The sequence below is a fragment of the Ornithinimicrobium carbonis genome (assembly GCF_977012275.1).
In genome coordinates, this window is sequence record NZ_OZ348993.1 from 1199423 (window position 1) to 1211495 (window position 12073).

10 protein-coding genes are annotated in these 12073 nt (G+C 75.2%); 7 read left to right on the forward strand and 3 right to left on the reverse strand.

Annotated features, from left to right (window positions below; genetic code table 11):
- Positions 1-65: 65 nt before the first annotated feature.
- From ACWHYA_RS05420 to ACWHYA_RS05445, 6 genes are read left to right on the forward strand one after another with little or no spacing between them, the layout of a single operon-like run.
- Positions 66-851, forward strand: a complete 786-nt coding sequence (locus tag ACWHYA_RS05420) for a phosphoadenylyl-sulfate reductase (RefSeq protein ID WP_425943461.1) — start codon at positions 66-68, stop codon at positions 849-851.
- Positions 848-1810 carry a sulfate adenylyltransferase subunit CysD gene (gene cysD, locus ACWHYA_RS05425; RefSeq protein WP_425943326.1) on the forward strand — a complete coding sequence of 321 codons (963 nt, stop codon included), beginning with the start codon at positions 848-850 and terminating at the stop codon, positions 1808-1810. Before ACWHYA_RS05420 ends, cysD begins: the two co-directional genes overlap by 4 nt.
- Complete coding sequence (locus ACWHYA_RS05430) at positions 1810-3216, forward strand: sulfate adenylyltransferase subunit 1 (protein ID WP_425943325.1); 1407 nt, start codon at positions 1810-1812, stop codon at positions 3214-3216. The genes cysD and ACWHYA_RS05430 overlap by 1 nt, the downstream gene beginning before the upstream one ends.
- Positions 3213-4511 carry a uroporphyrinogen-III C-methyltransferase gene (cobA, locus tag ACWHYA_RS05435; protein WP_425943324.1) on the forward strand — a complete coding sequence of 433 codons (1299 nt, stop codon included), beginning with the start codon at positions 3213-3215 and terminating at the stop codon, positions 4509-4511. Before ACWHYA_RS05430 ends, cobA begins: the two co-directional genes overlap by 4 nt.
- The gene (locus ACWHYA_RS05440) at positions 4508-5434 is read left to right on the forward strand and encodes a sulfite exporter TauE/SafE family protein (protein WP_425943323.1); all 927 of its coding nucleotides are present in this window, start codon (positions 4508-4510) and stop codon (positions 5432-5434) included. The genes cobA and ACWHYA_RS05440 overlap by 4 nt, the downstream gene beginning before the upstream one ends.
- Entirely contained in the window at positions 5431-6243 is an 813-nt protein-coding gene (locus ACWHYA_RS05445; RefSeq protein ID WP_425943322.1) for a sirohydrochlorin chelatase, read from the forward strand. The genes ACWHYA_RS05440 and ACWHYA_RS05445 overlap by 4 nt, the downstream gene beginning before the upstream one ends.
- Positions 6244-6706: 463 nt before the next feature.
- Here ACWHYA_RS05445 and ald read toward each other — a convergent pair whose 3' ends face one another.
- Positions 6707-7825 (reverse strand): alanine dehydrogenase, encoded by a 1119-nt coding sequence (ald, locus tag ACWHYA_RS05450; RefSeq protein WP_425943321.1) that lies wholly within the window; start codon positions 7823-7825, stop codon positions 6707-6709.
- Positions 7826-8058: 233 nt separating this feature from the next.
- Here ald and ACWHYA_RS05455 point away from each other — a divergent pair, with 233 nt between their 5' ends.
- The gene (locus tag ACWHYA_RS05455; protein ID WP_425943320.1) at positions 8059-8889 is read left to right on the forward strand and encodes an SGNH/GDSL hydrolase family protein; all 831 of its coding nucleotides are present in this window, start codon (positions 8059-8061) and stop codon (positions 8887-8889) included.
- Positions 8890-8955: 66 nt separating this feature from the next.
- Here the strand turns inward: ACWHYA_RS05455 and ACWHYA_RS05460 are convergent, their stop codons facing one another.
- Together ACWHYA_RS05460 and ACWHYA_RS05465 are read right to left on the reverse strand one after the other, a co-directional pair.
- A complete protein-coding gene (locus ACWHYA_RS05460; protein ID WP_425943319.1) occupies positions 8956-10164 on the reverse strand; it encodes an AAA family ATPase in 1209 nt (402 codons plus the stop codon).
- 124 nt (positions 10165-10288) lie between these two features.
- Complete coding sequence (locus ACWHYA_RS05465; RefSeq protein WP_425943318.1) at positions 10289-12070, reverse strand: choice-of-anchor I family protein; 1782 nt, start codon at positions 12068-12070, stop codon at positions 10289-10291.
- Positions 12071-12073: the final 3 nt, after the last annotated feature.

The following is a 12073-nucleotide window of genomic DNA, read 5'->3' on the forward strand; positions in this document are numbered from 1 at the left end:
TCACGGGAGCGGCGCGGCCGGGTGCGCCGGACCCGACGCAGTCCGACCCCGCCAGGGCCGAGCACCTGCGTGCGACCGCCGAGGAGGCCGGCCGGCGGTTCGCCGCCGTGGAGGCCGACCTGGGTCCGCGAGCCCTGGCCGACCTGGTCCTGGAGTGGGCGGCCGAGGAGTTCGACCGGCTCGCCGTGGCGTGCTCGATGGCCGACGCCGTGCTCCCGCACCTGGTCGCCGAGCACCGGCCCGGGGTCGACGTCCTCTTCCTCGACACCGGCTACCACTTCCCCCAGACCCTGGCCACCCGCGACCGGGTCGCCGCCCAGCTCGACGTCACCGTCGTCGACGTGCTCCCCGGGCGGACCGTGGCCGAGCAGGACGCCGACCTCGGTCCGCGCCTGCACGACCGCGACCCCGCCCGGTGCTGCGCCCTGCGCAAGGTGGGTCCGCTGCGGCGCACCCTGGCGGGTTACGACGCCTGGATCACCGGCGTGCGCCGGGAGGAGGGCCCCACGCGGGCGGACACCCCCCTCGTCACCTGGGACGAGGCCTTCGGCCTGGTCAAGATCAACCCCCTGGCGACGTGGACCCTCGAGCAGGTGCTCGACCACGCCGAGCGGGAGCTGCTGCCGGCCAACCCCCTGCTCGCCCAGGGCTACCCCTCGATCGGCTGCGCGCCGTGCACCCGCCCGGTCGCTCCCGGCGAGGATCCTCGGGCCGGTCGCTGGGCCGGCTTCGCCAAGACCGAGTGCGGCCTTCATCCCGGCGCTCCCGCCGGTGACCGCGGCACCGCGCCCGCCGGCGCGCACGCCATACCCCCTGCTCCGACCACCCCGACCCCCCGGGAGGCGCCATGACCACCCTGACCCCCGACCTGCGACCCGCGTCCCTGCCGCCGGTGGCCCAGCTGCCGGCGCGCGGGGGCGAGCACGCCCTGCTGGACGCCCTGGAGAGCGAGGCGGTCCACATCATCCGGGAGACGGTCGCCGAGCTGGAGCGGCCCGTGCTGCTCTTCTCGGGCGGCAAGGACTCCGTGGTGATGCTCCACCTGGCGGCCAAGGCCCTGTGGCCGGCCCGGGTGCCCTTCCCGGTGCTGCACGTGGACACCGGACACAACTTCCCCGAGGTGCTGGCGTTCCGGGACCGGGCGGTGGAGCGGTACGGCGTCGAGCTGGTGGTCGCCCGGGTCCAGGACTACCTCGACGACGGCCGGCTGCGGGAGCGGGCCGACGGCACCCGCAACCCCCTGCAGACGGTCCCGCTGCTGGAGGCGATCGCGGCCCACCGCTTCGACGGCGTCTTCGGGGGCGGCCGTCGCGACGAGGACAAGGCCCGCGCCAAGGAGCGGATCGTCAGCCTGCGCGACGACTTCGGCCAGTGGGACCCGCGCAACCAGCGCCCCGAGCTGTGGCGGCTCTACAACACCCGGCACCGCCCCGGTGAGCACGTGCGCGTCTTCCCCCTCAGCAACTGGACCGAGCTGGACGTCTGGCGCTACGTGGCGCGGGAGGGGATCGAGCTGCCCAGCCTCTACTACGCCCACGAGCGCGAGGTCTTCGAGCGGGACGGGATGCTGCTCACGCCCGGGCCGTGGAGCCGGCCCCGGCCGGGGGAGGTCACGACCGGCCGCCGGGTGCGCTACCGCACCGTCGGCGACATGTCGTGCACCGGAGCGGTCCTCTCCGAGGCCGTGGACGTGCAGGAGGTGCTCGCCGAGGTGGCCGCCAGCACCGTCACCGAGCGCGGCGCCACCCGGGCCGACGACCGGCTCTCCGAGGCCGCCATGGAGGACCGCAAGAAGGAGGGGTACTTCTGATGAGCACCTGGATCTCGACCTCGACCTCGACCGCGCCCGCGCCGTCGACCCTCACCCGGAACCTAGGCTCCACCCGGGGCTCCGGCCCCGTCCCGGACCCGGCGTGGAACCAGGACGGTGCCGCGCGGTCGGCCACCCCGACCCTGCTGCGGCTGGCCACCGCCGGCTCGGTGGACGACGGCAAGTCCACGCTCGTAGGGCGCCTGCTGCACGACACCCGGTCCGTCCTCGCCGACCAGCTCGCCGCGGTCGAGGCCGTCAGCCGGCGCCGCGGGTGGACGGGCGAGCTGGCCGACCTGGCGCTGCTCACCGACGGCCTGCGCGCGGAGCGTGAGCAGGGGATCACCATCGACGTGGCCTACCGCTACTTCGCCACGGCGACCCGGTCGTTCATCCTGGCCGACTGCCCCGGGCACGTGCAGTACACCCGCAACACGGTCACCGGCGCCAGCACCGCCGACGTGGTGGTCGTGCTCGTCGACGCCCGGCACGGCGTGGTCGAGCAGACCCGCCGCCACCTGGCGGTCGTCGGGCTGCTGCGCGTCCCGCACGTCGTCGTGGCGCTGAACAAGATCGACCTCGTCGACGACGCTGAGGCGGTGCACCGCAGGGTCTGCGCCGAGGTGGCCGAGCTGTCCGCCCGGCTCGGCCTCGCCGACGCGCTCGTCGTGCCGGTCTCGGCGCTGCTGGGGGACAACGTCGTCGAACGCTCCCCCCGCACGGGCTGGTACACCGGCCCCACCCTCCTCGAGCTCCTGGAGACCCTGCCGCCTCTGGACCTGGCGCAGGAGCCGTTCCGGATGCCCGTGCAGCTGGTCCTGCGACCCCAGCACGGCGCGGTGGACCCCGCCCTCGTGGACTACCGGGGGTATGCCGGGCACGTGGGCTCGGGCACGGTGCGGGTCGGGGACGAGGTCGTGGTGTCCGCGTCCGGCCGGCGGACCACGGTCGTGGGGATCGACGTCGGCGGACGCGGCGTGCCCGAGGCGGCAGCACCCCTGTCGGTGACGCTCCGGCTCGCCGACGCCCTGGACGTCGCGCGCGGCGACCTCCTCAGCGCCGCCGACGCGGCCCCGGGAACGACGCAGGACGCGGACGCCGTGCTGTGCTGGCTCGCGGAGACGCCCCTCGTGCCCGGTGCGCGGGTGCTGGTCAAGCACGGCACCCGCACCGTGCGGGCCCGGGTCGCCCGGCTGGTCTCCCGCCTCGACGTGGCCACCCTGGACCACGGCCCCGTGGAACGGGCCGGCCTCAACGACCTCGTGCGGGTCGAGCTGCGGCTCGCCGAGGCCCTGCCGCTGGAGCCCTACGACGTGTCCCGCGAGGGTGGATCCTTCCTCGTCGTCGACGAGCACGACGGGACCACCCTCGCCGCCGGGATCGTCGGCACGGGGTCGCTCCCGTGAGCGCCGGTCTGACCCTGCTCGGGCTGGACCTGAGGGGTCGACGGGTCGTCGCCGTCGGGGGCGGGCCGGTCTCGGCGCGCCGGGCGCTCGACCTGGCCGAGGACGGGGCCCAGGTCACGGTCGTCGCGCCCGAGCTCTGCCCCGACCTGGCCGCGGCGGTGGCCCGGCGGCAGGTCGGCTGGGTGCCCCGTCCCTACGCCGGTCCCGGCGACCTGGCCGGGGCCTGGTTGGTGCACACGGCCACCGGCCAGGATCGGGTCGACGACCGGGTGGCGCACGACGCGGAGGGCGCACGCATCTTCTGCATCCGCGCCGGGGCCCCGGAGCGGGGCACCGCCCGGGTGCCCGCACGCGGCACGGTCGCGACGAAGGACGGACCGCTGCAGGTCGCCGTGCACGCCGGCGGCGACCCGCGCCGCTCGGTCACCGCCCGGGACGCGGTCCTGGCGCACCTGGGCTCCGGGTCGGTCGACCTGCGCGCCCGCCGGCCGCGCCGCACCGGCTGGGTGGCCCTCGTCGGGGCCGGTCCCGGTGACGAGCAGCTCGTCACGACCCGCGCCGCGGCCCTGCTGGCCCAGGCGGACGTCGTGGTCACCGACCGGCTGGTCCCGCGCCGTCTGCTCGAGCGCCTCCCCGGGGGCGTGCGCGTGGTCGACGTGGGCAAGACCAGCGGCAGCCACCCCGTCCCGCAGCAGGAGATCAACCGGATCCTCGTGCGGGAGGCCCGGGCCGGTCGAGCGGTCGTCCGGCTCAAGGGTGGGGACCCCTACGTGCTGGGCCGGGGCGGGGAGGAGCGGCTGGCCTGCGAGGCGGCCGGCGTCGAGGTCGAGGTCGTCCCCGGGATCAGCTCGGCGGTCGCCGTGCCTGCCGCCGCGGGCATCCCGGTCACCCACCGGGGCCTGGCCCGCGGCTACACGGTGGTCACCGGCCACGACGAGCTGCCTGCGCTGCCCACCGGTGGCGACCACACCCTCGTCGTCCTCATGGGCGTGGCCACGCTGCGGCGCACGGCGGCCCTGCTCGTGGAGCACGGCCGTTCTCCGGCCATGCCGGTCGCGGTCGTCGAGAGCGGCTGCACCCCGCAGCAGCGGGTGACCCTGGGCACCCTCGCCGACGTCGCGGACCGGGCCGAGGCGGTGGGCGTCGCGTCGCCGGCCGTCGTGGTCGTCGGGGACGTGGTCCGTCTGGCCCACGCGTGGGCGGCTGCCGGGACCACGCCGGCCGGCGTGGTCGACGTGGGGGGCGAGGTGGCCCTCGGCGTGCCTCGCCCCCTGCCCGTCGGTGCGGTGGCGTGACCACCCTGGTCCTGGTCCTGCTCGTCGGGGTCGCGGCCCAGCTCGTGGACGGGTCGCTCGGCATGGGATACGGCGTGACGTCCGCGTCGCTGCTGCTCTCGACCGGCATCGCGCCGGCCCTGGCCAGCGCGTCGGTGAACGTCGCCCAGCTGGGGACGACGCTCTCGTCGGGGATCAGCCACTGGCGGGTCGGCAACGTCGACTGGCGGATCGTGCGCCGGCTGGCCGGTCCCGGCGCCGTCGGCGGGTTCGCCGGGGCGACCGTGCTCTCCGGTCTGGACACCGCCGTGGCGAGACCCGTGATGGCCTGGCTGCTGCTCTTGCTCGGGGTCGTCGTCACCGTGCGTTTCGTGCTGCGGCCGTCGCCACGGCGGGGACGGTTCTCCCGGTGGACGGCGCGGCGCCGGTTCCTCGGGCCGCTCGGCGCCGGGGGAGGTTTCGTCAACGCGACCGGGGGCGGTGGCTGGGGGCCCGTGGTCACCTCCACCCTGCTGGCCACCGCGGACGTCGAGCCGCGCCGGGTCATCGGGTCGGTGGCGACCTCGGAGTTCGTCGTCACGGTCGCGGCCAGCGCGGGGTTCCTGGTCGGTCTGGGTCTGCGGGACCTGGACTGGTGGACGGTGGGCGCCCTTATGGTCGGGGGCGTGGTCGCCGCGCCCTTCGCGGCCCTGCTCGCCGGGAGGCTGCCGCAGGCCGTCCTCGGCGTGGCGGTCGGAGGGCTCATCGTGCTGCTCAACCTCGCCCCGGTGCTGTCCGGGCTGGGGGTGGCGCGGGCGGGGCTCAGCGTCCCCGCGGTCGTGGCCGTCGTCGCCGCGGTGTGGGTGTCGCTGCTCGTGCGCGCCACCCTGGGTGTCCGTCGTGCCCGCACGCCCCGGCCTGCGCCGACGGGCGAGGAGCGCGTCAGCGTCGGAGCGGCACCATGACGGGCCGGCAACCCGTGGTCCCGGCCCGCCACGCCACGGGCGGGGAGGGCCGCCGCACCCTGGTGGGAACCGCGCACGCCACCGGTGGGGAGGGCCGCCGCCCCCTGGTGGTGGCGGCGCACGGCACGGCCAGCGAGGAGGGCCAACGCGTGGTCCGCGACTGCGCCGCCCGGGCCGGCGCGCTCCTGGGGCTCCCCTCCCCGCCCCCCGTCGGGTTCGTCGACGTCTGCGGGCCGACCCTGCAGGAGGTCCTCACCGGGTTGACCGACCCGGTCGTCGTGCCGTTCTTCCTGGCGTCCGGCTACCACGTGCGCCACGACGTCCCCGCGGCCGTCGTGACGATGCCCGGGGCGTCGGTCACTCCGGCGCTCGGCGCTGCCGAGGAGGTGCTCCAGGCCCTGGCGGACCGCGTGCTGGAGGCCAGTCCCCGGGCGGGGGAGAGCGCCGGGGCGGCGGCCACGAGGCTGCGGGCCGTCCTCGTCGTCGGCGCCGGCTCCAGCGTCGACGCGGCCCGGGCGGAGGTCGCCCAGGTCTCAGGTCTTCTGGGCGCACGGCTCGGCGTCGCCACGGGCACGGCCTTCCTCAGCGGCCCCGGACCCCGGCCGGACGAAGAGCTGTCCCGGCTGGCCGACGACGGCTCGGAGCCGGGACACGTCGTCGTCGCCGCCCACCTGCTCTCACCCGGCCACTTCCTGGACCGGGCCCACCGGGTGGCGGCCACCGCCGGCACCGTGGCCACCGCACCGCTGGGCACCCACGACGCCCTGGCCGCACTCGTGGCACGCCGCTACCTCGAGGCCACCGCGTGATCGCAGGCAGGTGTGGTGGTGCGTCCGCCCGCCGGCGGCATCGGGCGACAAGGGTGTCATCGGGTTTGCCCAGACCGCATCCACGTTTCCGCAGGTCGCGGTCGCGTGGGTCCGTGCAAACTGGACGAGACCTCTGCCGCCGCACGGCGGCCAACCGTGCCCGGGCCGACTATCAGCCGGTTCTCAACCGCGACATGGGTAAAACCGCAGGTCGCGGGAACGCCCGCCGACAAGAACCGGCCGACAGTTCGACGGGCGGGCCCGCCAGACCGCTCGACCGGCCGCCTCCACCGGCTCGACCCGCGATCGCTCGCCCAGCCGGCCCGCCCCACCGGCTCGACCGGCCACACCGACGGCTGGACCGGACGCCGACGGCTCGACCGGCGATCGCTCGCGCAGCCGGCACGCTCCCGACCGCTGAGCCCGCCCCGCCGACGGCCTGCCAGGCCGGCCCACCACCTGCTCAGCCGGCCAGCACCTCCGCCGTGGTCGCCGCGTCGATCCCGAAAGCCTCCCCGACGGCCGGGTACGTGAGCTGCCCGGCGTGGGTGTTCAGACCGTGCGCGAGCGCGTCGTCGTCCCGCATCGCCTGCTCCCACCCCTTCTCGGCCAGCTGCACGGCATACGGGAGGGTGGCGTTCGTCAGCGCCCACGTCGAGGTGTGCGGCACCGAACCGGGCATGTTGGCCACGCAGTAGTAGATCGACTCGTGCACTGGGAAGGTCGGGTCCGCGTGCGTCGTGGCCCGGGACCCCTCGAAGCAGCCGCCCTGGTCGATCGCGACGTCGACCAGGACCGAGCCGGGCTTCATCGAGGCGACCATCTCGTCGGTGACCAGCTTGGGGGCGCGGGCACCGGGCACGAGGACGGTGCCGATGATCATGTCGGCGTCCGGCACCAGCTCGGAGATGGTCAGCGTGTTGGACGCCAGCTGGCGCACCTGGTTGTCGAACCGCCAGAACAGGGTGCGCAGCTTGGCCAGGTCGGTGTCGAGGATGGTGACGTCGGCGCCCATGCCGAGCGCGATGTTGGCCGCGTTCTGCCCGGCGACGCCACCGCCGAGCACCAGGACCTTGGCGTTGGCCACGCCGCCGATGCCCCCCATGAGCACCCCGCGCCCGCCGTTGACCTTCATCATGGTGTGCGCGCCGACCTGGGGTGCCAGGCATCCGGCGACCTCGGACATCGGGTAGAGCAGCGGCAGCGAGCGGTCCGGCAGCTGGACGGTCTCGTAGGCGACCGCGGTCGTCCGGGCCTCCAGGAGACGCCGGGTCAGCGGCTCGTCGGCCGCCAGGTGCAGGTAGGTGAACAGGGTCAGGTCCTCGCGCAGGAAGTCGTACTCCTGCTCGACCGGCTCCTTGACCTTGAGCACCATCTCCCCGGCGGCCCAGGTGTCCTCGGCGCCGTCGACCAGCTTGGCCCCCTGGGCGACGTAGTCCTCGTCGGGGATCGAGGACCCCTCCCCGGCCCCCCGTTGCACCAGCACCTCGTGACCCCGGCGCACCAGCTCGTGCACCCCCACCGGGGTGATGGCCACGCGGTACTCGTTGTTCTTGACCTCTGTCGGCACGGCGATCCTCATCCGCCCACTCTGGCATCCCGGGGCGCTTCCGCGCAGGATCGGCGGATCCGGGGCCCCAGCCGAAGCGGTGTGCCGTCGCGCGCCGAGGAGGTGTGCCGTCGCGCGCCCAGGGGGTGTGCGGTCGCGCGCCGAGGGGTATGCCGAGACGCGCGGTCACCGGGGACCGGGGGCCGGGCGGCGCGCGGTGGGGTGCTGTCGCGCTCCGCGGGGGAGGCGCGGCATACCCTGGCGCCGTGCCCGTCCGTCCCGATCCGCCCCAGCCGCGCTTCTGGCGCAGGTTCGTCGCCGTGGGCGACTCCTTCACCGAGGGGCTGGCCGACGAGGACCCGACCCGGCCGGGGGAGCACGTGGGCTGGGCCGACCGGGTGGCCGTGACGCTGGCGGCCCGCAACGCGCGCGAGGGGGTCGACCTGCGGTACGCCAACCTGGCGGTCCGGGGGCGACGCATCGACGCCGTGCTGGCCGAGCAGCTGCCGGCGGCGCTGGAGCTGCGGCCGGACCTGGTGAGCCTGTCGGCGGGCGGCAACGACGTGCTGCGCCCGCGGGTCTCGATCCCGTCGGTCATGGCCAGGCTCGAGGGGGCGGTGCAGGAGCTGCGGTCCACCGGGGCCGACGTGCTGCTCTTCACCTCGGCCAACGTGTCCTGGATACCGGTCGTCAGCCGGATCACGCCCCGGCTGGTCGAGCACAACGCCGAGCTGTGGGCCATCGGTCAGCGGACCGGGGCGTTCGTCGTGGACATCTACACGCTTCGGGCGCTGCGAGACCCTGCGATGTACGCGCAGGACCGCATCCACCTCAGCTCGCAGGGTCACGAGCGGGTCGCGGCCCAGGTGCTCTGGACGCTGGGGCTGCCCGTCGAGGAGGAGGGGTGGACCGACCCGCCCGTCCCGCTCCCGCCGCGCGGACGGGTCGAGACCATCCGGGAGCACCGGGAGTGGGCCTCCGGGCACCTGGGCCCCTGGGTCGGGCGTCGGCTGCGCGGTCGCAGCTCCGGCGACGGCCGCACGGGCAAACGTCCGGAGCTGCGGCCGGTGGACCTGGCCGACGGGCCTGCCCGGTAGCGACCGGGGCCTGGTCGCGGAGGGGGCCCCTGGTGAGACCGGGCTCCCCTGGCAGCCTCGGCTCCCCTACCGGCTGCCCCACTCCCAGGGTGGCGTGGTGAGCACCCCCTGTCCCTCCACCCGCGTCTCGCCGAGGTCCTTGGCCAGCTCGACGAGCCGCAGGGGCGGCACCTCGCCGGGCTCCGGCTCCAGGTCGCGCGGGTCCTGCCCGTCCACGGTCAGGGCCCGGGCCAGCTCCTCGACGAGGACCTCGGAGTGGGTGACCACGACCACCTGGGTGCGCCCGGACGCGGTGGCGACGAGCCGGGCCAGGGCGGGCAGCAGGGAGGGGTGCAGGCTGGTCTCCGGCTCGTTGAGCGCCATCAGGCGGGGCGGGACCGGGGTGAGCAGGGCCGCGAGCCACAGCAGGTAGCGCAGGGTTCCGTCCGACAGCTCGGCCGTGCGCAACGGGCGCAGCATCCCCGGCTGGTGCAGCCGGACGTCGAACAGCCCGTCCTGGACGGCGACCTCGAGCCGGGCTCCGTCGAAGGCGTCCGCGACCGCCTCGTCCAGGCCCGACCTTCCGTCCTCGGCGATCGTCTGCAGCGCCGCGGCCAGGTCGGCGCCGTCGTCGGCCAGGGCCCAGGTGCGGGTGCCGACCTGGGGCTGGCGGGCGGGGCTGCCCAGGTCGACCCGGAACCCGTCGTAGAAGCGCCAGGAGCGCAGCTGCTCGCGCACCGCCCACAGCTCGGGTGCGGCCACCGGGTCGACGACCTCGGTGAGCATGCTCGACCAGGCCTGCACGCTCACCGGGGCCTGGACCCAGCTGCCAGCGTCGTCGCGGACCTCGACCCGGTGGTGCCTGCGGCGGGCCAGCAGGGTGGAGGGTCGCATCACCGGCCCGGTCCACACCGCCTCCCGCTTGACCTCCGGATCGCGGTCGAAGGCCGACCCGCCCTGCACCGGGATGCCGAGGTCCACGAGGTAGGACAGCTCGTCGCCACCGACCCCCAGCAGGAGGGAGATCCGGCCCTTGCGCACGGTGCCCTCCACGGCATACCCCCGTCGGGCGCCGCCGAGGGTCTCCGGACCGGCCCACAGGGCCGAGCCGAGCCCGCCCTCGCGGGCCAGCGACCCGACGACCTGCCCGCCGCCGCAGTCGGCCAGCAGGCGCAGCGCCCGGTAGACGCTGGACTTGCCCGAGCCGTTGGCCCCCGTGACGACGGTCAGCCGGCCCAACGGCAGGCGGACGTCGCGCAGGGAGCGGTAGCCGCCGATCGCCACGGTGCTGTACACGGACCCCACGCTACGAGCCGGGTCCGACAGGCGGACGAACGAGTGGACGGGTCATGCGGCCGGACCGGGCGCTCGGGTCGAACGACCCGTGCAGTCGTTCGCCGGGCTCGACCCGGTCCCGACCTCAGCGCAGGTCGGTGACCTCGAAGAAGGTGGTCGTGCCGGACACCTCGTTGCCCACGACGACCAGAGGTGCGCCGGTGGGGGACTCCGAGGCCGGGACGAAGGCCAGGCCCTCGGCCCCGAGGTCACCGGCGGCGGCCAGTGCCACGTCGACGTTGTCGGCGTCCTCGACGGACACCGAGAAGTCCCGGTTGTTCACGTAGGTGACGAAGGACGCCTCTGCGGGTTCGGTGACGTCGTAGACCATGACGCCGCCGGTCCTCTCCAGGCCGATGAACGCGTAGGTCCGTCCGGCGACCTCGCCGAGGACGACGCCCTCGGGCTCGGGTCCCTTGTCGTCGGAGCGGCCCTCGAGGTTGGTCTCGGAGTGGTTGGAGTTGAAGAAGTCCGGGACCGCCTCGGCGACGATCTCCTCGAGCTGGGAGCCGGAGTCGAAGACCAGGGTTCCGGCGCCGTCGAAGATCGAGAAGCTGCGCGTGCCGTAGGTGAACAGCTCGGCGTAGCAACCGGCCTCGACGTCGAGGCCCTGGGCGAGGGTGATGTTGAGGCGACCGAGGTTCTCGTCGGCCTGCAGCTCCGCCACCGTCATGCCCGCCTCCTCGGCGACGGCGTCGCAGACGGGGGGTATGCCGTCCCGGCCCAGGTCCTTGACGCGCGCCTCCTCGGAGTAGGCGTCGTAGTCGCGGGCGTCCCCCTCGTTCGCGGTGACGACGTAGTCGGTGCCGCGCACCCGGTAGGAGTCGATCGCATCCGGCAGGCGGAGGCCCTGCACCGGCCAGGTGTCGAGGTTGGTCCCGCCGTCGCGGTCGGAAGGGTCGAAGGCGACCTCCCGCCGGTCCACCGTCCCCAGCGGCAGCAGGTCGGTGACCGTGGCGGCGCGGACGTCGAGGACGGCCAGGGCGTTGGCCTCCTGCAGGGACACCCACGCGGTGCGGCCGTCGTCGGAGACGGTGACGTACTCCGGCTCCAGGTTCTCCGAGACGGGGGACGCCGGGGTGCCGGTGCCGGCGTCCTCCCGGCCACCGAAGACACGGACACCTGCGGGAAGCGCGTCGCCCTCGAAGGCGTGGAAGTCGGCGGTGGCCACGTCACCCTGCGTGATCGCGGCCGTCCCGTGCTGGGCGGAGCGGCCGCGGTCGGTCAGCTGCTTCGGCAGCCTGACCACCGACACCGAGCCCTCGGGGTCGAGGCTGTAGTCGCCCGTCGGCTCGCCCTCGTTCGCGACGAGCGCCCGGTCCCCGCGGGGGGTCAGCGCGACCATGTCGGGCAGCGCACCCACGCGGTAGGCACCGAGGACCACCGGCTCCTCCCGCCGCACGTCCACGACGAGCAGCCAGCCGTCGTCGGTCTTCTGCGGTGCCTCCAGGGCCACGACCGCGAGCCCGTCGGGGCGCACCGCGACGGAGTTGGCGACGGTGCCCCCCGGGATGCTCGATTCGTCGGCGGCGACGACACCGACGGCGGAGATCTCGGCGACCTTGACGGGGCTGGTGGGGTCGGCGGCGTCGAGGACGTCGACGGTGCCGGTCTGTGCGTTGACGACCAGGGTGCGCTGGCCGGCGGCGTACCAGGCGACGATCTCGGCGGCGGACCCGTCGAAGACGCCGGTCTCGAAGCTGCCGACCGGATCGAGGGTGAAGGCGGAGTCCGGTGCCGAGTGGCGGACGGGCTCGGGCACCACCCCGGCGACGGCCGGGGCGGCAGCGAGGCCGCCGGCGAGGGAGAGGACGACCGCCGAGCGGACGGTGGCGGGCAGGGCGCGGGTGCGGGTGGAAGTGGTCATGTC